Here is a 19,890-nt window from a genome sequence, read left to right on the forward strand (position 1 = left end):
GCGACGAGTTCGACGCTAGGAAGCCGCGGCCGCTGGGCCATCGGCGCGATGGCGCGAGCTGCCTACTGTTTCGGCGGTAGACGGAGGCGGTCGGGCTGCCGCGATCGGAGGACCGGCGCGCGGGTCAGTGCGGCGGGACGAGCCCCGTCTCGTGGGCGATCACGACCAGCTGCGCGCGGTCCCGGGCGTGCAGCTTGGTCATGGCTCGGTTGAGGTGGGTCTTGGCGGTGGCTGGGCTCATGAACAGCGCCCGGCCGATCTCGGTGGTGCTCAGCCCGCGACCGACCAGGGCGACGACCTCCCGCTCCCGCGGGGTGAGTCCGTCGAGCCGTTCGGGGTCCTTGGGTCGCGGGTCGGGACGAGCCCGCAGGGTGTCCAGGAGTCGGCGGGTGACGCTGGGGGACAGCAGCGCGTCGCCGGCGGCGACGAGGTGGACCGCTCGGCGGAGGTCCTCGGGTTCGACGTCCTTGAGCAGGAACCCGCTGGCGCCTGCCTGCAGCGCGTCGGCGATGTAGTCGTCCTGCTCGTAGGTGGTGAGGACGACGACGCGCGGGGTGTCAGGCCGGCCCACGGTGAGGATGCGGCGGGTGGCCTCGATGCCGTCCAGAACGGGCATGCGGATGTCCATGAGCACGACGTCGGGCCGGTGCCGCTCGGCCAGCTCGACTGCCGCAGCTCCGTCGGTCGCCTCGGCGACCACCTCGATGCGTTCGTCCCGCTCCAGCACGAGGCGGAACCCGGCACGGACCAACGCCTGGTCGTCGACGAGCAGCACCCGGACGACCCGGTCGCCGGATCCTCCGCCGGTCACCTCTCCGCCTCCGGGACGGGCAGCGTCGCCCGGACTCGGAAGCCTCCGCCGGGGCGGTTCCCCGCGGACAGGGCGCCGCCGAGCGCCCGGGCCCGTTCGCCGAGTCCCAGCAGTCCGGAGCCCTGATGCAGTGCCTCCGGGCGGCCAGCGCCGTCGTCCTCAACGGTCACCTCGACCGCGGTGGGTGCCACGTCGACGCACACGGCCGCCCGGGATGCCCGGGCGTGGCGGATCACGTTGGTCAGAGCTTCCTGCACGATGCGGTACACGGTCAGTTCCACGGCGGCCGGCAGCTTGCGGCGCTCACCGCGGAACTCCAGCTCGACCGGCAGGCCGGCCTGCCGGACACCGCGCACCAGGGCATCCAGCTGGGCCAGCCCCGGCACCGACTGCCGGGTCGGCTCCTCGTCACCCGAGCGGAGCACCGCGATCGTCGCGCGCAGTTCGGTCATCGCGTCCCGGCCCGAGGCGCGCAGCGTCGCCAGTGAACGGCGTGCCTGCTCGGGTCGGTCTGACAGCAGGTCGGCGGCGGCGCCGGCGTGCACCGTCATCGTGGTGATCGTGTGCGCCAGGACGTCGTGCAGCTCCCGTGCGATCCGCATCCGTTCACTGCTGACCCGGGTCTGGGCCTCGAGCTCCTTCTCCACCGCCGCCGCACGCAGCCGCTCCCGGACCTCCGCGCGCAGCCGCCGCCGGGTCGACACGCTGTCGCCCAGCAGGAAGGCGAGCACCAGCAACGCCATCGTGAGGGTGATCTCGAAGAACGACTCCCGCTCCACCACCGCCCGGTAGACCGCGCCGCCGCCGCCGAACAGGACGACGACCAGCACCGTCTCCCACCGCTGCCCCGCGGCCGCCACGCTGTAGAAGGCCACCATCAGCACCGGCAGCTCCGGCCCACCCGGATAGTCCAGAGCCAGGTAGACCAGCGCCGATCCGACCGTGCCGAACAACGCGGTCCGCGGTCGGCGCCGGCGCAGCAGCAGGGCGGCAGCGGCGGCGCAGAGGATGCCGACCGCGACGGCGTCCGGAGGTCGGCTTCCCGTCTCGTCGGCCGAGAACAGCGCCGCGGTGGCCGCGAGCGCAGCCGCCGCGGCCACGCCGGCATCGACAGCCACGGCGGGCGGTCGCCAGTCCCTGCCACGCCGAGGGCGATCCTCGCCGTGCGATGCAGTGGAAGACGGTCGACCTGTCACATCCAGCTCTCTGCCGGGCGCCGGTTCCAGGCCGGCGGTGGCCGGTGGGCCGCGCGCGCTCGTGGCTCACTGTAGGGGGAGCTCGGACTGTGGGCGCCCGGAAAATCCGTGCCCCCGACTGGCGGCGTTGCTAGCGTGGGTGTCGTGACGTACTTGTACTTCCTCTGAGCAGCCCTCCGGGCGGCCCGCCGCGCTCTCTGCGCCCCGGGTCGTTCTGACCGGTGCCGGCCATCCACGGCCGGCTCAGCGCGAAGAGCACGCCCCCGCCTGATTCGAGGGGAACGTGCCTCCGTCCGGAGGAACGAGTGACGATCACCATTCCGCTGCCCGCGCGTGCGCGGGCCCAGCTCTCTGCCGAGAACCTGCACATCCAGCGCGGGGGCCGCGCCGTCCTCGACGGTGTGTCCCTGACCGTGTCGCCCACATCCCGGTGGGGCGTCGTCGGCGAGAACGGCCGGGGCAAGTCGACCCTGCTGCACATCCTCGCGGGCACGCTGACGCCCGACAGCGGTCACGTGCGCCGCCTCGGCACCTTCGGGGTCGCCGAACAGGAGATGCCGGTTGACGACGGCGCCACCGTCGCCGACGCGATCGACCGAGAACTCGCCCCGGCACGGGCGGCGGTGCGAGCGCTCGAGACCAGCAGCGCGGCACTGGCCAACGGGGAGCCCGGCGCCGACGAGGACTACGCCGCCGCTCTCTCGGCCGCGGAGGCGCTGGACGCCTGGGACGCCGACCGCCGCGTCGACGTGGCACTGGAGCACCTCGGAGCGGTGACAGACCGCTCACGGCTGCTGCAGGAGTTGTCCGTGGGACAGCGCTACCGGGTTCGGCTGGCCTGCCTGCTGGGCGCCGCGCACGACTTCCTGCTCCTGGACGAGCCGACCAACCACCTCGACGCCGACGGGTTGGAGTTCCTCACGACCCGGCTCCAGGAGCACTCAGGGGGCGTGGTGCTCGTCAGCCACGACCGGGCGCTGTTGAGCGACGTCGCCACCTCGATCCTCGACCTCGACCCCAGCCGGGACGGCCGCCCCCGCCTATACGGCGACAGGTATGCCGGCTACCAGGCCGGGCGGCGGGCGGAGCTTGCCCGCTGGCAGGCCGAGTACGAGGAGCACCAGGCCGAAGGTGCCCGGCTGCAGGAGAACCTGTCCCGTGCGCAGAACCGCCTGGTGACCGGGTGGCGGCCGGACAAGGGCACCGGCAAGCACCAACGCGCTACCCGGGCGCCGTCCCTGGTCCGCGCGGTGCACCGACGCCAGGAGGAGCTCCGGAGCCAAGCGGTGGGAGCGCCGCGCCCCCCACTGCGCTTCCAGATGCCCCCCCTGCCGGTCCGGCCGGGCACGCCGCTGGTCCTGGCGCGCGACGTGCGGGTCACTGAGCGGATGCGGCGGGCGGTGTCCCTGGCCCTGCACTCCGGATCACGGCTGCTCATCACCGGCCCCAACGGCGCCGGCAAGTCGACCCTGCTCGCCGTGCTCTCCGGGGAGCTTGCGCCCAGCGGTGGCCAGGTCAGCCGGTCCCGCAGCGCCCGCGTGCACCTGCTGCGGCAGGAGTCGCCGCGGGCCGACGCGGGCTCGGCGGCCGAGGTCTTCGCCGCGCACGTGCGGGGACTGCAGCGGAACGGCGTCCTGGCAGAGTCCGAAACCGTGGCCCTCTCCGGACTGGGACTGTTCCGGCCTTCGGACCTGCGGCGCCCGGTGCGCGAGCTGTCGACGGGCCAGCAACGGCGACTGGATCTCGCGATGGCCCTTGCCGCACGACCCCACGTTCTGCTCCTCGACGAACCGACCAACCACGTGTCGATCGCACTGGTCGACGAGCTCACCAACGCCCTGCACACCACCGACTCGGCGGTGGTCGTCGCCACCCACGACCGGCAGATGCAGGCCGACCTGTCTTCCTGGCCGCGGTTGGACCTCGGCGGCCGTCCGCTGGGGCCCGCACGGTGCTGAGAGTGTGGACCGGCACTTCGCATGATCCGGCCCGGCTCCAGCCGGGAGCGGAGCTCATCGGAGCCGCGCGTGAGGGAAGGCCAGCGCGGTCCCCACTACGGAGGCGTTGACCGGTGTCGTAGCAGGGCGGCGGCCGCGACGATCAATCCGACCATCGCCACGGGTCCGCCGAGGGTGGGGTGACCGAACGCGAACAGCGGGGCCGCCACGGCCAGGCCACCGACCACGACGAGACTGCTTCCGGCCCGCATATGCGCGACGGCTGCCGCACCAGCGGTGAGCAGCCAGGACAACGGCCCCAGCGTGGAGAAGACCCACACAGGCGCCGGGATGGCCCACCAGGTCTCGGCGAGCTGGCTCGCCGCCCCGTCGAGCGCGCGAGCTTCACGGACGAGTACGCCGCTCGCGATGCCCACGAGTGCGTCGAAGGCGGTGTAGAAGGCGACGAAGAAGACCGCGCTGACGCGGGAGAGCGTGGCGACACGTCCGGGCACGCCCTGGAGGACGAGCCACACCCACAAACCCAGCAGGGGCAGGGCGAGGAGCAGACCCACGTGCACGACCAGCCAGCGGGTCTCCACGTCCGCGAGATCGCTCATCACCTGACCTCGAGAAGGGTCCGGAGGGTGGGCGAGGAGGAGGAGGCCGAGGACTCCGGGAACGGCCAGGAGGAAGGTGCCGCGCGCTGTCGTCATCCGCCGGCTCCGGCCATCGCGCTGTCCACGCTGAGATAGTCGTGGCACTGCATCGGCGGTCGGCTGAGTGCCTGAATTCCGCTTGGTATGCGCGGCCGGTGACCGTGCTTGTGTTTGCTGCTCAGGCGGTGCGTTCGGCCTCGGGGGTGCGGTCGGCGGGCGCGGGGGCGCGGGGGTCGTAGTTCAGCTCGAACCACACCGTCTTGGTATCGGTGGCGCGGCGGCGGTGGGCGCCCCAGCGGTCGGAGAGCACGCCGATCAGGCGCAGCCCGCGGCCGTGCTCGTCGGTCACCGCCGGTGAGCGGAGCACCGGCTGGCTGCTGCCGGTGTCGCTGACGCCGCACCACACCCGGTCAGGGTCGGTCAGCGGCCGCACCGTCACCTCGAAGGTCCGGCCGCCGGCGTGCCGGATGGCGTTGGTGGCCAGCTCGGAGACCAGCAGGGCGGCGACCTCGCACACGTCGGGGGCCAGCGGGGCAAGCAGTGCGGTGACGTAGCCGCGCGCCTCGGGCACCGAGGCGGCGACGGCGGGGAAGGTCCGGCTGGGCATGTCAGTCGCCGTCCAGGCCGAGGTGGGGGGCCAGGCCCAACGCCAGCACCACCCGGCGCACCGCCGGGGTGGAATGCACGAGCTCGACCCGGTCGAAGTGGTTGGCGATGCGGATGAGCACCGCGACACCGGTCGAGTCGAGGAACCGTAGGTCGCCGGCGTCGATGCGCACCGGCTGCGGCGGCATGCCCAGCAGGCGGTCCAGGGCCGGCAGCACGTCGGGCAGGCCGGCCAGATCCAGTTCTCCGCCGAGCCGGACCAGCAGCGGGCCGCCGTCGCCGGCGGCCTCGACGTCCAGCCGCGCCCGCGCTCCGGCGGCTACCTCGTCCATCGCAGCCCCATCAGGACAGTGTCGTCCTTTCCGCCGTCCACTGTCATGTGCTCCATCAGGTGATCGACGAGTGCCCCCAGGGGCTGGTCGGCAGCGTCGGCCGCGGCCTCGCGCAGCCGGTCCAGCCCGACGTCGAGCACCTCGTCGCGGCGTTCCACCAGGCCGTCGGTGTACGCCAGCAGCGTGGCAGCCTCGGGCAGGTGCACCACCGTGGCGGCCACGGTGCGGGGAACTCCGACGCCGATCGGGGGCGTGATCGGGCAGTCGATCGGCTCGGCGCGGCCGGCGGTCACCAGCAGCGGCGGGAAGTGCCCGGCGCACAGCACCCGCAGGCGGTGGGCTGTCGTGTCCAGCTCGGCGAGGAGCACGGTGGCGAACTGGTGGTCGGTGTCGACGTGGAGGAGCCGGTCCAGCTGTGCCATGACCGTTTCGATGTCGTGGCCTTCGGCGACGTAGGCGCGCACCGCGAAGCGCAGCGCGGCCATCGTCGTGGCCGCGGGCAGTCCCCGGCCGGAGATGTCACCGACGACGAACACGTAGCATCCCGGTCCGCGCGGAATCACGTCGTACCAGTCACCGCCCACGTCGAGGTCGTCGACACCGGCGACGTAGCGGGCGGCGACCTCGAGTTCGTCCAGTGGCGGCAGGTCCGGCAGCAGGGAGTGCTGCAGGGTGCCGGCGATGCCGCGCTGCTGGCGGTAGAGCCGCCCGTTCTCGGCGGCCAGCTCTTCGGCGACCCCGCGTCGCCGGGACAAGGTCTCCACGCCCGCCGCGCTGGCTACCGCCAGGGTGGCGCCCAAGCCGCCGACGATCCACGGCAGCGCGGTCGCCAGCCCACCGGTCAGGGGCGACTGGGCGGATCCGACGATGGTGAGAACGGTGTCACCGAACGGGGTGGTCGCCGTCTCGGTGTCGCCGCGGATCGGCGTCGGCGCCGTGGACAGGATCAGCTGTGCCGGGTCGATGGAGTCGCCGAGGTAGACGGCGAAGTCGAGGCCGCCGAACGCGGCGTCCTCCGGCTCCTCCGCTTCTGGCTGCGGTTCTGGGTTCACCAGCGTTTCGGCGTAGACGATCAGCCCGGTGGTGTCCCGGGCGGGCGTCAGCGCGTAGGCCAGCCGGGGCTGCTCGCCGGGCAGGAGTCCGGCCACTGCCAGCTGTCCGTCCGTGTCGAGGCCGGTGAAGAACGGGTCGTCCAGCCCGCCGGCGGGCAGCCGGGGGTCCTCGCCTTCGGTGGCCAGCAGCTCCACCTCGCCGTCGGTGCTGCGCAGCAGGGACAGCGCGGCGAAGGACTCGTTGCTGGTGATCCGGGCGGCGGCGAAGCGCCGGAAAGGGCCGGGGGCGGCGTCGGTGGCGATCGCGACCTGCCCGGCGTCGGCCAGCTGCACCTGCAGACTGCCCACCCCGCTACTCAAGACCGTTGCGGCCTGCTCCACCTGTCGGTCGAGCAGGTCTCGGTTGGCGTCGTTGGTCACCCGCGCCGCCAGCCAGGCCAGCACGCCGGCGATCAGGAGCACCGCAACGGCGACGATCGTGCTGGTGCGGTGCAGCGCGGGGTGGCGGGTCATCGTGCGCGGAGAGTATCGGTCGCGTTCTGCCCAGGGCCGGTACGCGGAGGCCGTTCGTGGGTTTCGAGCGTCCCACGTACGGATCCTCGTCGGCCCCGGGGTGTCGAGATGTCAAGGGGCGACCTGTGCGAGGTGTCCCGCGACGTCGCGCTTGAGCTGGTGACGGCAATCGAACCCGCACAGTCACTTTGGAAGTTTGGGTCTCTCGCCCTACCCCTGCGTGGCCGAAATCCTCGCCACGTCACGGCGTGCCGAGGCAGGCGATCGACTTCGTCCGCGTGAGAACTACCCCGGCAGCGTCCTCCGGAGGAGGGCAGGAGGAAATCGGTAGGCCGCTCCTTGAAGGTTCCCGGGTACTGGCGCTCGGCCGCGCGGTTGGGTTGCTGACCGTGGCCCACAGCGTCGAGTCGCGTCCACAGATGCAAGCCGGTGCCGGCTGTCGGGCTGCCCCTGGTTGTTCCGTAGCCGCAGCCAGTGGCTCCCTGTTGCAGGCAGCCGGCTGGCAGCGGGTGCGCTGGGTCGAGCAATGCAGGTCCGAAGATGGCGGAGCTCCGGCGACGGCAGGCCGGGGCGGGCTCTCCGCGCGCACGGTGCGCTACGTGTTCACGATCCTGCGGTCGGCGCTCAGTGACGCGGTCAGGCAAGGGCGGCTTGCCGACAATCCGACCGACCGATCTTCGGCGCCGAGCCCGTCGGAAGCGCGCCCCCGAAGATGAATGCCTGGACCGCGCCGGAGCTCGGCCGGTTCCCGTGGCTGGGTCGAGGGCCCGACGAAGACCGGCCAATCCCGAGTCGTGGATCTGGACGCGGGCACGGTGGCGGCACTGCGCGCCTACCGGGCGGCCCGTTGGCTCTTTGCTTTGGACCTCGTGCGAGATTCAGCGAACGTTCTCAGCAATCTGGACGGCGGCCACCGACACCCGGAGCGGTTCTCCCGCCGCTTCGTCAGCCAGGTCGTTCAGGCTCGCAAGACGCTGGGAGAGGAACAGTTGCCAGTGATCCGCCTGCACGACCTCCGCCACACTCACGCCACCCTGCTGCTCGCCGACGGCGTTCCGGTGAAGGTCGTCTCGGAGCGCCTGGGCCACGCCAGCGCCACGATCACGCTCAGCGTCTACCAGCACGTCCACGCCGGCATGGGCCGCCAGGCGGCCGACCGCTTCGCCGCGCTGCTCGAGGGCTGATTCGCGGCGCGAAGTATCAGGCGGGTATCACGAGGGCCCCACGGGCTACTGCAGCGAAACACCCCGGCCCCTGACCTGCAGGAACGCCGGGGTGAAGCTGTGTCCGAGGGGCGACTCGCTACATACGCACACGCCTACGGCCGCGGAGCGTCCAGTCATCACCGTGACCCCTCCCGGTGACCGGGCCCTTCCAGTGGGGCGGCGCAGGCGGGGAAGACGAGACCGGCGATGGGGGGATCAAGAGCTGGTCGGAGACCGCCTAGTCGTCTCCGCCGGATCGACGACCTCCCCGCAGGCCTGACAAGTGACCTCCGCGAGCAGTCGGTGCCCGCAGGCGTGTTCGAGGACCAGCGGGGGACCCTCCGGGCCGGCGAGGTGCTCGTCGCCCCATCGCAGCAGGGTCAGGATGACCGGGTAGAGGTCCCGGCCGGCGGCTGTGAGGTGGTACTCGAAGCGCTGCGGGCGGTCGCTGTACCGCTGACGCTGCAAGATGCCGGCGTCGACCAGCGTGCGAAGCCGCGCAGTCAGCGTGTCCCGCGGTGCCCCGGTGCGCCGGACCATCTCGTCGAAGCGGCGGTTGCCAAGAAAGACCTCGCGCACCGCAAGCAGCGCCCACTTCTCGCCTACCACCTCGAGCGTGCGCGCAATGGAGCAGATGCGGGGCTCCGCCGGTGCGGTCATGACGCGAGCATAACGCGATGAGTCCGATATCTGGACGGACTCGCCTCGGCGGGGATACCGTGCGTCCAGAATCCGAACTCACCCCGGGGGGCCACCCATGGCGCTGGGCAAGAGGTCGCCCTCATCGGCCGTCACCGAACCCGAGCCGAACGGTGGGACGGCGGCGGTAGTGGCGGTGCTGGCCATTGCGGTGTTCATGTCCAGCCTGGACCTGTTCATCGTCAACCTGGCGTTCCCCTCGATCGGAGAGGAGTACGCGGAGGCGGATCTGGGCTCACTGTCGTGGATCCTCAACGCGTACACGATCGTGTTCGCGGCGGTGCTGGTCCCCGCAGGACGGTGGGCCGACCGGGTCGGACGCCGGCGCGCCATGGTCGCGGGACTGGCCGTGTTCACCGGCGGCTCGTTGCTGTGCGGCCTGGCCCCGGGGGTGGGCTGGCTCGTGGCGGCCAGGACGGTGCAGGCGGTCGGGGCCGGCGTGATGGTGCCGGCATCGCTGGCGCTGCTGCTGGCCGTCGTCCCGCAGGAACAGCGCGCCCGCGCGCTCGGGTCCTGGTCGGCGCTCGGCGCCCTGGGTGCGACCCTCGGGCCGGTGATCGGTGGCGGCCTGGTCGAGATCGGCTGGCGCTGGGTGTTCTGGGTGAACCTGCCGATGGGGGTCGTCGCGATCCTGCTCGCCCTGCGCCTGGTGCCCGAGAGCCGGGACGAGACGCGGGGGAGCCGCCCCGACCTGCTCGGCGCGCTGTTCCTCGCGTTGGCGGTCGGCCTGGTCGCCGGGGCACTGGTCGAGGCCCCGGACTGGGGCTGGGCGTCGGCCCGCGTCCTAGGCCTGCTGCTGGCGGCGGCCCTGTGTGCGGGAGCGGTCGTGGCGCGCTCGTTCCATCATCCGGCGCCGGTACTGGAGCCTGCCCTGTTCCGGTCGCGGACGTTCTCCGGGGCCGGAGCGGCGTCGGTGCTGTACTACGCGGGCTTCGGCGCGTTCCTTCTCAACACGGTCGAGTTCCTCACCGGGGTCTGGCGCTACACGCCGCTGGAGGCGGGGCTGGCCATCGCTCCGGGGCCGCTGATGGTGCTGCCGTTCGCGCGGCTCGTCGCGCCCCGGTTGATCCCCCTGCTGGGCGGGGTCGGGCGGGTCGCCGCCCTGGGCTGCGTGGTCGGCGCCGTCGCGCAGGTGGTGTGGCTGGTGCCCCTCCAGGTAGAGCCGGCCTACATCACGCACCTGCTCCCGGCGCAGCTGATCGGCGGGGCCGGGGTGGGGCTGGCCATCCCCTCGCTACTGGGCGCCGGAAGCGCTGGCTTGCCCGTGGCGCATCTGGGCACCGGCAGTGGAATCCTGAACATGGCCCGGCAGGTCGGCACCGTGCTGGGGGTGGCTGCGCTCGTCGCGGCGCTCACGGTCCCCGCCGCCGATCCGCTCACCCCGTTCCGGCACGGCATCGCCCTGACCATCGCCTTCTTCGTCGCGGCCGGGGTCGTGTGTGTCGCCGTCCTGAGCCGGCGCATCCGACCGGCTGTCGCGGCTGCCGCGACGCTTCCGCACCCCCGACCGCAGGAGACGACATGAGACCGGACGAAGGCTCACCCCCCGACGGCTGGGGCGAACCCCGGTCCAGGACCGTCACCTGGTGGGACCCGATGATCGGCGCCCAGGCGATGCACGCCCTCACTGGCCGCGAATACCTGCAGGCAATGATCGACGGCCGGCTTCCCCCAGCCCCCATCGGCGGGCTGATGGTCATGACCGCGGTCTCAGTGGGCGAGGGGACGGTGGAGTTCCGGTGCCAGCCGGACGAGTCGGCGTACAACCCCATCGGCGTGGTCCACGGCGGCCTCGTCTGCACGCTTCTCGACTCCGTCGCCGGTTGCGCGGTGCACAGCACGTTGCCGGCGGGAGTGGGCTACACGAGCCTGGAGATCAAGGTCAGCTATCTGCGCCCGGTCCGGCACGGTGGAGGCGAGCTGACCGCGACCGGCCGGGTCACCAAACCAGGACGTCGAGCCGCCTTCGCCGACGGCGAGGTGCGCGACGCGGAAGGCAGGTTGATCGCGACCGCGTCCAGCACCTGCCTTGTCTTTCCACTCAAGGATGGATAACGCGGCGACTGTCGCTGACCTACGCCAGTCGCCGGGAACTCCCAGGGGCCTCCTCGCAGTCAACGGCACCCGGATGCCCACCTCGGATGGGAGGCCACCAGCCACCGCAGCTGTACTGGACTGGGCGCGGCGTTCCAGACGCTGGCCACGACGCGCAAGCGACTGCGCTACGCCTCGGGTTCTGCGGCCCATCGCCCATGAGGGGGAGGGCCTGCGGCGCCAGGGATCGCGGGCCGGCCGATGTGGCCCTTCAGGCATCGAGCGGACGTGCCGACGTCAGAAGCAGGAGAACTCCACCGGCGTAGAGACCGAGGCGGTTCAACTCTGTGTCCGAGGGGGGACTTGAACCCCCACGCCCGATAAAGGGCACTAGCACCTCAAGCTAGCGCGTCTGCCATTCCGCCACCCGGACGAGTGCGTGCAGAAGACTACCTGACCGCCGGGGGCCGATCACGCACCCCCTGGCGACGCCGTGGCGGGTCACGCGGGGGCCAGCGCCACCTGTCCGCGGCCGGCCCGCTTGGCGTCGTACAGCGCCGAGTCCGCCGAGGTGTAGAGCCCGCGCCGGTCCCGGGAACCCTGCGGGACGTGGGCCACGCCCAGGCTGATCGACAGCGACAGCAGGGTGCCGTCGGGCAGGCACAGCGGCTCGGCCCGCACCGCGTGCAGAAGCTCGTCGGCGCGCCGGGCGGCGACGTCGCGGCCGCAGCCGGGGAGCAGGACGGCGAGCTCGTCCCCGCCCAGCCGGGAGAGCACGGCGTCGTCGGTCCGGATCCGGCCGCGCAGCACCCGGGCGAGGTGCACGAGGACGTCGTCGCCCACCGGGTGCCCGTGCGTGTCGTTGATCGACTTGAACGAGTCGACGTCGATCAGCACCAGCGCGGTGCCACCGGGTTCCGACCGACCCATCGCCGACTCCATGGCCTGGTCGAAGGCGCGTCGCGTGGCCAGGCCGGTCAGCGCGTCGACGGTCACCTGCCGCTGCAGGGCGTCCACGAGCAGGTCCTGCGTCCGGTTGGCCCGCACCAGCAGGACGGCGATCACCACCAGCAGGGCACCGAAGAACAGGAAGTCGGCCATCGCCGCCGCAGGAGGCAGGAGGACCAGGAGGGTGAGGAGATCGGCGGTGAGTGCGCTCGCCGTCACGAGGACCACCGCCGGCGTGCGGAGGTGGACGGCGGCCCACAGCACCGGGAATGCGTAGAAGGCCTGGGAGCCGGCCGAGACGTCGGAGGTCAGCACGTTCAAGCCTCCGATGAGCGCCACGCTGCCCAGCCCGAGCACGAGGCCGATGTGCGCCCGGTCCAGCCGTTCCGGGGACACCAGCCGGCACGTGAGTGCGGCACCCAGCAGGGCGGCGATCCCGGTCCAGTGGACGACGAACGCGGCCAGACCGCCGTCGGACTCGTAGAAGACCGGCAGGACCGTCACTATGGCGGCGCTCGCCACCAGCAGCACCCGGGCATTGGCGACGGCGGCACGGGGCTCTCGGGCGCCGTAGGCGCGCAACGACCTCACTCCAGGCTCATCGGCCACAGGTACCGGCCGGTTCAGCACCTGCTCACCCGTCGGGGGCAGACGGCGGTCCGGTGAGGGACGATCGGCCCATGGCCGAGAACCCCGCCCCGCTCGCCGGCGCCCAGGACGAGGTCGCCGAGCTGCTCTCCGACCTGATCCGGATCGACACCACGAACACCGGGAGCACCGCCACCAGCGCGGGGGAGCGGGGAGCCGCCGAGTGGGTGGCGGGGAAGCTCGACGAGGCCGGCATCAACAGCGTCATCCACGAGTCGGAGCGGGGGAGGGCCAGCCTGGTCGCCCGCATCCCCGGCGCCGACCGCAGCCGGCCGGCGCTGCTGGTGCACGGGCACCTCGACGTCGTCCCGGCGGACCCGGCCGAGTGGAGCGTGCACCCGTTCTCCGGGGAGGAGCGCGACGGCTACATCTGGGGCAGAGGCGCGGTCGACATGAAGGACATGGACGCGATGGTGCTGGCCCTGGTCCGGGACTGGGCGCGCACCGGTGTCCAGCCCCCGCGGGACATCGTGCTGGCCTACGTGGCCGACGAGGAGGCCGGCGGCAAGCTCGGCGCGCACTTCCTGGTCGACGAGCACCCCGACCTGTTCGAGGGCTGCACCGAGGCGATCAGCGAGGTCGGCGGCTTCAGCATCACCGTCCGCGACGACCTGCGCCTGTACCTGGTCCAGACAGCCGAGAAGGGCCTGGCCTGGATGCGGCTGACCGCCGCCGGGAAGCCCGGGCACGGCTCGTTCGTGCACGACGACAACGCCGTCACCCGGCTGTGCGAGGCGGTGGCGCGCATCGGCGCGCACCGCTTCCCGCTGACTCTCACCCCGCCGATGCGGGCGTTCCTCGCCGCGGTCGAGGACGCCTACGGGATCGAGATCGACCCCGCCGAGCCCGAGCTCGCGCTGGCCCGCCTGGGCAGCATCAGCCGGATGATCGGCGCGGCGCTGCGCAACACCGCCAACCCCACGATGCTCGACGCCGGCTACAAGGCCAACGTCATCCCCGGGACGGCGAGCGCGACCGTCGACGGCCGTTTCCTCTACGGGCAGGAGGAGGAGTTCGAGCGCCAGCTCGCCGCGCTGATCGGCGAGGGGGTGCAGCGCGAGTGGCTGGTGCACGACCAGGCGGTGGAGACGACGTTCGACGGCCCGCTGGTCGACCAGATGGTCGCCGCGCTGAAGGCCGAGGACGACGCCGCCCGCCCGGTGCCGTTCACGATGAGCGGCGGCACCGACGCCAAGAGCTTCCAGCGCCTGGGCATGCGCTGCTTCGGCTTCTCGCCGCTGCGGCTGCCCGCCGACCTGGACTTCGCCTCGCTCTTCCACGGCATCGACGAGCGCGTGCCGGTGGAGTCGCTGCGGTTCGGCGTCCGGGTGCTCGACCGGTTCCTGCGCAACGCCTGAGCCGTGGTGTGATGCGGGGGTGACTTCACCCACACCCGCCGCCGGATCCGTCGCCCTGATCACCGGGGGGACCGGTGGCTTCGGCCGCGCCCTCGCCACGAAGCTCCGGGCGCTCGACGTCACCGTCGTCCTCGCCGACCTGGACAGCGAGCGCAACCGCTCGGTCGCCGCCGACCTCGGCTGCGAGTTCGCCGCCCTCGACGTCACCGACAAGGCGGCCAACGAGGCGGTCGTCGCCAAGATCGAGGCCGACCACGGGCGCCTGGACGCCGCCTACCTCAACGCTGGCATCTCCGCGGCCAAGAGCGACGACGCCCTCGACATGGACGAGTTCATGAAGGTCGTCGCCATCGACCTGTTCGGCGTCGTCTACGGCGTCGAGGCCGCCCGCCCGGCCATCAGGCGGGCCGGCGGCGGCGCGATGGTGGTCACCGCATCGCTGGCCGGGCTCTCGCCGATGGCCGGCGACCCCGGGTACAGCGTGGCCAAGGGCGGCGCGATCGCGTTCGTCCGCTCGATGGCGCCCCGCCTGGACCGCGAGGGCATCACGATCTCGGCGATCTGCCCGGGGTTCGCCGACACCGCGATCATCGACCGGATCCGGGACCAGTTCACCGCGGCCAACTTCCCGGTGCTCACCGCCGAGGAGGTAGCCGACGCGATGATCATGGCCTGGACGTCGGCCGAACCCGGTGCGGCCTACGTCATCCAGCCCGGCGTCGGCACGGTGCCCTACAAGTTCAAGGGCGTGCCGTCGGCGAAGACCGCGACCGGCGAGACCGCCGTCGTCCCCGAGGCGCTGCGCCCGCCGTCGATGCGCTGAGCGCGGATCAGTCCTGCCGGCAGGCGAACAGGAAGGCCGGCGGGACGTTCCACGGCGTCAGCCGCCACCGCACCGACGAGAAGCGCGAGCGCAGCTCGGGCAGCAGGAGCGGCGAGTACTGGATGACGACGGTGCTGCCGCCCGCGGCCAGCGCGCCGGGGAGCACGTCGAGGATCCGGCGGCGCAGCCCCGGCTCCAGCGAGGTGTAGGGGAGCGCGGAGACCACGACGTCGGCGCGCGCGTCGCCGAGGTGCGCGCCGAGGTTCTCCGCGGAGTCGCAGACCACCTGCACGCGCGGGTCGTCGAACCGCTCGTCCAGCAGCTTGGCCAGGCGGGCGTCGATCTCGAAGGTGATCAGCCGCGCGCCGGGCCGCAGCCGGGCCAGGATCTCCTGGGTCTGCGCCCCGGTGCCGGCGCCCAGCTCGACGACCAGCTCGGCGCCGGGCACGTCGGCCATGTCCAGCATGTCCCGCACCGCCGCCCGGGAGGTGGGCAGCACGGCGCCCACCTGGCGCGGGTTGGCGAGGAACGCGCCCAGGAAGCGCAATCGGTCGGTGAACTGCTCGATCATCTGGTCCTCCTCCGTGGCCACCGGCAGGAAGGGGTGGCGCTCGTGGGCACCCTGGCACGCTGCCCGGGGCCCTGGCGAGGCGAACCGGGGTGCGTGATCGCGGTCACCGCCGGTCTGGCATGGTCGGGGCCATGCGTGCATGGCGGGTCCACGAACTCGGCGATCCCTCCGAGGTCATGTCCTTCGACGAGGTCGACGAGCCCACCCCCGGCGAGGGACAGGTGCTGGTCAAGGTGCGGGCGGCCGCGCTGAACTTCCCCGACGTGCTCATGGCCATGGGCAAGTACCAGGAGAAGCCTCCGCTGCCGTACACGCCCGGCGTCGAGCTGTGCGGCGAGATCGTCGGGACCGGCCAGCGCGTCATCGGCGGCCCGTCGGGCGGGCCGGGCGCGTTCGCCGAGTACGCGCTGATGGACGCCGCGAACGCCTGGCCGGTGCCCGAGGGGATGTCCGACGAGAAAGCGGCCTCCCTGTACCTGACCTACCAGACCGGCCACGTCGGCCTGCACCGTCGCGCCCACCTGCAGGCGGGGGAGCACCTCCTCGTGCACGCCGGCGCCGGCGGCGTCGGGACGGCGGCCATCCAGCTCGGCAAGGCGGCCGGGGCCACGGTGATCGCGACGGCCGGCGGCGCCCGCAAGACCGAGATCTGCCGCGAGCTGGGCGCTGACCACGTCATCGACTACACGACCGAGGACTTCGTCCCGATCGTCAAGGAGATCACCGGCGGGCGCGGCGCCGACGTCGTCTACGACCCGGTCGGTGGCGAGGTCTTCGACAAGTCCCGCAAGTGCATCGCCTTCGAGGGCCGCATCGTCGTCGTGGGCTTCACCAGCGGCACGATCCCGCATGCCCCGACCAACCACCTGCTGGTCAAGAACTACAGCGTCGTCGGACTGCACTGGGGCCTGTACAAGAAGATGGACCCGTCCGTGATCAGCGAGGTGCACGAGGACCTCACCCGGCTGGTCCGCGACGGCTCGGTCGACCCGCTGGTCGGCGCCGCCCTGCCGCTGGACCAGGCGCCGCAGGCCCTCGCCCGGCTCGCCTCCCGCGACACCGTCGGCAAGGTCGTGCTCGTCCCCTGACCGGCCCGGCGGGGACCGGCGCCTAGCCTGGTCCCCGCCATGCCGTCCCGCCCGCTGCCCCTCGCCGACGACCGGGCGCACCTGCGGGCGGACTGCTCCCGGTGCGCCGGCCTGTGCTGCGTCGCCCCGGCCTTCGCCGCCTCGGCCGACTTCGCGATCGACAAGCCGGCGGGCACGCCCTGCCGGCACCTGCGGGACGACTTCCGCTGCGGCATCCACGACCGGCTGCGCGACCGCGGCTTCCCCGGGTGCACGGTGTTCGACTGCTTCGGCGCCGGCCAGCGGATCACCCAGGGGACCTCCGGCGGCCGCGCCTGGCGGGAGACCCCGGAGCTGGCCCGGGAGCAGTTCGCCGTCCTGCCGGTGGTGCGGCAGCTGCACGAGATGCTCTGGTACCTGGCCGAGGCGACGGCGCTCCCCGTGGCCGCCCTCCACCCGGACGTCGAGCGGCTGCGGGCCGAGGTCGAGCGGTGCGCCGGCGGCACCGTCGCGGAGCTGACCGGGCTGGACGTCGGTGCCCTGCGGGCCGAGGTCGGGGAGCTGCTGGGCCGGGTGAGCGAGCGGGTGCGCGCCGGGAGCCGGGCGCGCGACCGCCGCGGCGCCGATCTGATGGGCCGGGACCTGCGGCGCACCGACCTGCGCGGAGCCGGCCTCCGGGGCGCCTACCTGATCGGTGCGGATCTGCGGGGCGTCGACCTGGGCGCCGCCGACCTGCTGGGCGCCGACCTGCGCGCGGCCGACGTGCGCGGCGCGGACCTGAGCCGGTGCCTGTTCCTCACCCAGCCGCAGGTCTCCGCGGCGCGCGGGGACGCCGCGACCCGGATCCCGGCCGCGGTGCACCGTCCGGCGCACTGGGTCTAGCGCGTCCGCCGGTGGGTGGCGGACACCGCGGGGAGCTCGCTCGGAGTCAGACGAGGCGGCTGCGCAACGTCGGGACGCCGTCGCCGCTGAGGTGGCCGAGTGCCGCAGAGCGGCCGGTGATCGCCAGCAGGAGCGCGTCAGCCCTGCCGCGCACGGACGGACCGCTGCCGGACGCCCAGTCGATGTCGTCCGCTTCGAACCGCAAGCCGCTCAGCGTGCCCTTGGCGACGAGGCCACCGGCAGGAGCGGCCGTCAGGAAGCTCAGGGATGTGCGCACGCGCTCCTCGGGGATGTCCCGCGGCAACCCCAGGGGCCAGCGGATGTCCAAGCCGTGGACCAGGAGGTCGGTGAGGGGCGCCTCGGGACCCAGGCCGGGCGGGGTGAACCGCGAGTCGGCCTTATCCCGCAGCACCTCGACGAGCTCGGCGAAGGGCCGGCGTGCCTGCTCGCGGGCCAGCCGGACGTTCGCCCGGTCGAAGTTCCCGCGGCACACCAGCATGGCCCGCACGAACGTCGGGGTGCTCACCACCAACGGCACGACCAGGTGTGCGACGACGTCGTGCACGCTCCACAGGCTGCACAGGCTCTGCGTCGCCCGCTGCTCACCGGTCAGTCCCGACATCAGCTCAGCCAGAGCGCGCCGCTCGTCGGCGATCTCCGCGAAGGTGCCCACCAGGGCATCCTGGCCGTCGACGGCGCCCCGCTCGCCGGAGGGTGCGCCTAGATGACCGGCTTGGGCAGGTAGGACAGCCGCGCGCGGCGCCGCAGGATGACCTTGCGGGTGCCGTCGGCGTGCAGCTGCAGGCGCGCGAGCTCCCAGCCGCCGACGTCGGACTGCAGGCTCAGCATGGTCGCCGCCGCGGACCGGGACGTACCCGGCGGGATCCGCAGCGGCGCGAACTCGTAGTCCCCGGGCGTGTCCATCACCGCGATTGTGCCTGCCGTTCGCGGCCCGGTCACGGGTTCGTCGCCTCCCTCACACGTTCCCGCCCTGCCAGGTCGGCGGGTGGGCGGCACGATGGAGGTCGACCACACCCGCTACCCAGGGAGGACGACGTGACCGAGCCCGGCTACTCGAGCGACGTGCCCGACGCCGACCGCGCGGAGCAGGAGGCGCTGGTCGACCCGCCCGCCCCCGGCCGCGCCGGGGAGGCGACGCCCCCGACCGGCGACGTGCCGGAGGCCGACGCGCTGGAGCAGCAGCTGGCCGCCCGGCCCGGTGAGGCCGGCACCCCGCGCGGGCCCATCGGGTACCGCGAGGCCGACGACGCCGACGTCCTGGAGCAGGACGCCGACGTCCCCGTCGACGAGGACGACGTCCTCCGCTGACCCCGCGCGCCGGTCCGTCGGCCGGGTGAATTCCCGCCTCCGACCTGCTCCGGGTCCGCCGACCGGCCAGAGTGGGCGGCGGACCCCGGGGAGGGAGGGCGCATGACCGGCGACGCGAACGGCACGTCCGTCCCCGACGCGGAGGTGCGTGCGGCCGCCGAGCGGTGGGCGCGGGCCGCCGGCGTCCCCCTCGCGACGGCGCAGGGCTCGGCGCCCCACCGGTCGCCGGCCCCGCTCCGGTTCCTCCGCGGTGCCCTCCTGGGCGCCGCTCTGGGCCTCCTCCTGCTGCTCATGGCCCGCGGCACCGGGATCACCGCCGTCCTCGGGGTGGTGCTGGCCGTGGCGGTCTGCGTGCTCGCCGGGCGGATCTCCGCCCAGCGGCGGCAGCGTGCCCCCGGCCGGACGGCGCCGTCCCGGGGCTGACCGCCGTCCTGGTGATCGGCCTCCGCTCTGGTCAGGCTTCCCTAACTGATCGAGGAGGGGCCATGCCGAGCTGCCCGAGCCACCCCGCGCCCGAGCGCCGTCCCGCGGCCGACGGGCTCCGCCCTGCCGCCGCCGAACGCGCTCGCACCGTCGCCACCCGCGCGGCGGCCACCGTGTGCGCCCGCGGTGTGGAGGGCGGACGGCTGCTCGCGCACACCGTCACCCGCGCCGGCCAGGTGCTGCTCGTCGTCCCGGCCGACGGCGACCTGCTGTCGGCCGTCCGCGCGGCTCCGGACCAGGACCTCTCCGCCCTCGTGATGATCAGCGACCACGCCCCGGTGGCGCTGCGCCGGCCGGTCCGGGCCCAGCTCTGGCTGTCGGGCTGGGCGACCCCGGTCGGCCCGGCCGACCGCCGCGCCGCCGTCCTGGCCTTCGCCGAGGTGGTGCTCGGCGAGGGCGGGGAGGGCATCGACGTGAGCCCGCAGGAGTTCGCTGCGGCCGCGCCCGACCTGCTGGCCGGCATCGAGCCCGACCACCTGCGGCACCTCGCCACCGACCACGCCGACGTCCTCGACCTGCTGGCCGGGCGGCTGCCCGCCGGGTTCGTCGGGCCCGGGGACGTGGTCCGGCCGCTCGGGCTGGACCGGTTCGGCTTCCGGCTGCGGGTCGAGGGCCCGTACGGGGACACCGACGTGCGGGTGCCCTTCCCGCGGCCGCTCACCTGCACCGGCCAGCTCGGCCCGGCGGTGGCGCAGCTGCTGTGCGCCGCCCGCGCCGGGCGGGTCCGCCGGGGCTGA

Annotated in this window: 22 protein-coding genes and 1 tRNA gene; 11 read left to right on the top strand and 12 right to left on the bottom strand. The window is 73.3% G+C overall.

Annotated elements, in window-relative coordinates; genetic code table 11:
- Positions 1-124 precede the first annotated feature (124 nt).
- A complete protein-coding gene (locus O2W17_RS20100; protein WP_269194229.1) occupies positions 125-811 on the bottom strand; it encodes a response regulator in 687 nt (228 codons plus the stop codon).
- Positions 808-1,929 (bottom strand): sensor histidine kinase, encoded by a 1,122-nt coding sequence (locus O2W17_RS20105; RefSeq protein WP_269194230.1) that lies wholly within the window; start codon positions 1,927-1,929, stop codon positions 808-810. The genes O2W17_RS20100 and O2W17_RS20105 overlap by 4 nt, the downstream gene beginning before the upstream one ends.
- 383 nt (positions 1,930-2,312) lie before the next feature.
- On the opposite strand from O2W17_RS20105, the gene O2W17_RS20110 reads away from it, so the two are divergent.
- On the top strand, positions 2,313-3,965 hold the full coding sequence (locus O2W17_RS20110) for an ABC-F family ATP-binding cassette domain-containing protein (protein ID WP_269194231.1): 1,653 nt from the start codon (positions 2,313-2,315) through the stop codon (positions 3,963-3,965).
- Positions 3,966-4,060: 95 nt separating this feature from the next.
- Here the strand turns inward: O2W17_RS20110 and O2W17_RS20115 are convergent, their stop codons facing one another.
- The 4 genes from O2W17_RS20115 to O2W17_RS20130 form a co-directional block, all read right to left on the bottom strand.
- Entirely contained in the window at positions 4,061-4,564 is a 504-nt protein-coding gene (locus tag O2W17_RS20115; protein WP_269194232.1) for a hypothetical protein, read from the bottom strand.
- A 217-nt stretch (positions 4,565-4,781) separates the two neighbouring features.
- On the bottom strand, positions 4,782-5,210 hold the full coding sequence (locus O2W17_RS20120) for an ATP-binding protein (RefSeq protein ID WP_269194233.1): 429 nt from the start codon (positions 5,208-5,210) through the stop codon (positions 4,782-4,784).
- Between the two features lies 1 nt (position 5,211).
- The gene (locus O2W17_RS20125; protein ID WP_269194234.1) at positions 5,212-5,541 is read right to left on the bottom strand and encodes an STAS domain-containing protein; all 330 of its coding nucleotides are present in this window, start codon (positions 5,539-5,541) and stop codon (positions 5,212-5,214) included.
- A complete protein-coding gene (locus tag O2W17_RS20130) occupies positions 5,529-7,106 on the bottom strand; it encodes a PP2C family protein-serine/threonine phosphatase (RefSeq protein ID WP_269194235.1) in 1,578 nt (525 codons plus the stop codon). The genes O2W17_RS20125 and O2W17_RS20130 overlap by 13 nt, the downstream gene beginning before the upstream one ends.
- Positions 7,107-7,822: 716 nt before the next feature.
- Here O2W17_RS20130 and O2W17_RS20135 point away from each other — a divergent pair.
- Positions 7,823-8,290, top strand: coding sequence for a tyrosine-type recombinase/integrase (locus O2W17_RS20135; RefSeq protein WP_269194236.1), 468 nt, complete (start codon positions 7,823-7,825; stop codon positions 8,288-8,290).
- A 237-nt stretch (positions 8,291-8,527) separates the two neighbouring features.
- Here the strand turns inward: O2W17_RS20135 and O2W17_RS20140 are convergent, their stop codons facing one another.
- Positions 8,528-8,971 (bottom strand): winged helix-turn-helix transcriptional regulator, encoded by a 444-nt coding sequence (locus tag O2W17_RS20140; protein ID WP_269194237.1) that lies wholly within the window; start codon positions 8,969-8,971, stop codon positions 8,528-8,530.
- Between the two features lie 175 nt (positions 8,972-9,146).
- On the opposite strand from O2W17_RS20140, the gene O2W17_RS20145 reads away from it, so the two are divergent.
- On the top strand, positions 9,147-10,535 hold the full coding sequence (locus O2W17_RS20145; RefSeq protein WP_269194238.1) for an MFS transporter: 1,389 nt from the start codon (positions 9,147-9,149) through the stop codon (positions 10,533-10,535).
- On the top strand, positions 10,532-11,065 hold the full coding sequence (locus tag O2W17_RS20150; RefSeq protein WP_269194239.1) for a PaaI family thioesterase: 534 nt from the start codon (positions 10,532-10,534) through the stop codon (positions 11,063-11,065). Before O2W17_RS20145 ends, O2W17_RS20150 begins: the two co-directional genes overlap by 4 nt.
- A gap of 327 nt (positions 11,066-11,392) precedes the next feature.
- Here O2W17_RS20150 and O2W17_RS20155 read toward each other — a convergent pair.
- A tRNA-Leu gene (locus O2W17_RS20155) sits at positions 11,393-11,477 on the bottom strand.
- Positions 11,478-11,545: 68 nt separating this feature from the next.
- Positions 11,546-12,583: a GGDEF domain-containing protein gene (locus tag O2W17_RS20160; RefSeq protein WP_269194240.1), complete on the bottom strand. Its 1,038-nt coding sequence runs from the start codon at positions 12,581-12,583 to the stop codon at positions 11,546-11,548.
- 89 nt (positions 12,584-12,672) lie between these two features.
- Here O2W17_RS20160 and O2W17_RS20165 point away from each other — a divergent pair, with 89 nt between their 5' ends.
- Together O2W17_RS20165 and O2W17_RS20170 are read left to right on the top strand one after the other, a co-directional pair.
- Positions 12,673-13,998 carry a M20/M25/M40 family metallo-hydrolase gene (locus O2W17_RS20165; protein WP_269194241.1) on the top strand — a complete coding sequence of 442 codons (1,326 nt, stop codon included), beginning with the start codon at positions 12,673-12,675 and terminating at the stop codon, positions 13,996-13,998.
- 19 nt (positions 13,999-14,017) lie between these two features.
- On the top strand, positions 14,018-14,821 hold the full coding sequence (locus O2W17_RS20170) for an SDR family oxidoreductase (protein ID WP_269194242.1): 804 nt from the start codon (positions 14,018-14,020) through the stop codon (positions 14,819-14,821).
- 7 nt (positions 14,822-14,828) lie between these two features.
- Here O2W17_RS20170 and O2W17_RS20175 read toward each other — a convergent pair whose 3' ends face one another.
- Positions 14,829-15,392, bottom strand: a complete 564-nt coding sequence (locus O2W17_RS20175) for a class I SAM-dependent methyltransferase (RefSeq protein WP_269194243.1) — start codon at positions 15,390-15,392, stop codon at positions 14,829-14,831.
- Between the two features lie 131 nt (positions 15,393-15,523).
- Between O2W17_RS20175 and O2W17_RS20180 the strand changes: the two genes are divergently transcribed.
- Together O2W17_RS20180 and O2W17_RS20185 are read left to right on the top strand one after the other, a co-directional pair.
- Positions 15,524-16,480: an NADPH:quinone oxidoreductase family protein gene (locus O2W17_RS20180; protein WP_269194244.1), complete on the top strand. Its 957-nt coding sequence runs from the start codon at positions 15,524-15,526 to the stop codon at positions 16,478-16,480.
- 39 nt (positions 16,481-16,519) lie between these two features.
- Positions 16,520-17,341 (top strand): pentapeptide repeat-containing protein, encoded by an 822-nt coding sequence (locus tag O2W17_RS20185; RefSeq protein ID WP_269194245.1) that lies wholly within the window; start codon positions 16,520-16,522, stop codon positions 17,339-17,341.
- A gap of 46 nt (positions 17,342-17,387) precedes the next feature.
- Here the strand turns inward: O2W17_RS20185 and O2W17_RS20190 are convergent, their stop codons facing one another.
- Together O2W17_RS20190 and O2W17_RS20195 are read right to left on the bottom strand one after the other, a co-directional pair.
- Entirely contained in the window at positions 17,388-18,014 is a 627-nt protein-coding gene (locus tag O2W17_RS20190; protein ID WP_269194246.1) for a maleylpyruvate isomerase family mycothiol-dependent enzyme, read from the bottom strand.
- Positions 18,015-18,061: 47 nt separating this feature from the next.
- Entirely contained in the window at positions 18,062-18,265 is a 204-nt protein-coding gene (locus O2W17_RS20195) for a DUF5703 family protein (protein ID WP_269194247.1), read from the bottom strand.
- A gap of 132 nt (positions 18,266-18,397) precedes the next feature.
- Here O2W17_RS20195 and O2W17_RS20200 point away from each other — a divergent pair, with 132 nt between their 5' ends.
- The 3 genes from O2W17_RS20200 to O2W17_RS20210 all read left to right on the top strand — a co-directional run bounded on the left by O2W17_RS20200 (position 18,398) and on the right by O2W17_RS20210 (position 19,890).
- A complete protein-coding gene (locus tag O2W17_RS20200) occupies positions 18,398-18,670 on the top strand; it encodes a hypothetical protein (RefSeq protein WP_269194248.1) in 273 nt (90 codons plus the stop codon).
- A gap of 102 nt (positions 18,671-18,772) precedes the next feature.
- A complete protein-coding gene (locus O2W17_RS20205; RefSeq protein ID WP_269194249.1) occupies positions 18,773-19,093 on the top strand; it encodes a hypothetical protein in 321 nt (106 codons plus the stop codon).
- Positions 19,094-19,155: 62 nt separating this feature from the next.
- On the top strand, positions 19,156-19,890 hold the full coding sequence (locus O2W17_RS20210; protein WP_269194250.1) for a DUF2470 domain-containing protein: 735 nt from the start codon (positions 19,156-19,158) through the stop codon (positions 19,888-19,890).

Origin of the sequence: Blastococcus sp. VKM Ac-2987, assembly GCF_026967805.1 — a bacterium.
Classification (GTDB): Bacteria; Actinomycetota; Actinomycetes; order Mycobacteriales; family Geodermatophilaceae; genus Blastococcus.